Annotated in this window: 1 protein-coding gene and 1 tRNA gene; both read right to left on the reverse strand. The window is 39.7% G+C overall.

Features of this window, described 5'->3' with window-relative positions; all coding sequences use genetic code 11:
- Positions 1-66: 66 nt before the first annotated feature.
- Positions 67-138, reverse strand: a tRNA-OTHER gene (locus HC176_RS17520).
- Positions 120-373, reverse strand: a 254-nt coding sequence (locus HC176_RS17525; RefSeq protein ID WP_209309794.1) for a GIY-YIG nuclease family protein, incomplete at its 5' end; no start/stop codon positions are given. The genes HC176_RS17525 and HC176_RS17520, both read right to left, overlap by 19 nt.

Raw genomic sequence — 373 nt, forward strand, 5'->3', positions numbered from 1 at the left:
TTCGTTTCGGGTACTTCGTGAAATTTAAAAAACCACGTCCTTCGGAACGTGGTTTTGTGCGTGTAGTGATCGCGAGAGGATTCGAACCTCTGACCGTCCCGCTCGACGAGCGGGATGCTCTATTCAACTGAGCGGATCAGCTCTTCAATATATTTTCTCGATTTTCTCTTTTTGATATAAAGCTCTCTTTGGTAAGCCTCACTTTTACTTTCAAAAGCTTCAGTAAACACTATCTGCCAATCCTTAGCAAAAGATGTAAATCCTTTGTGATCGGAAAGGTGCTTTTGAAGCCTTTCACTAACAGAAGAACCAGTATGTCCTACATAGTATTTGTCTAGTTGTTGTGAATATAAAATATAAACGAAAAAATGCA

This window comes from Tamlana crocina, assembly GCF_012037625.1.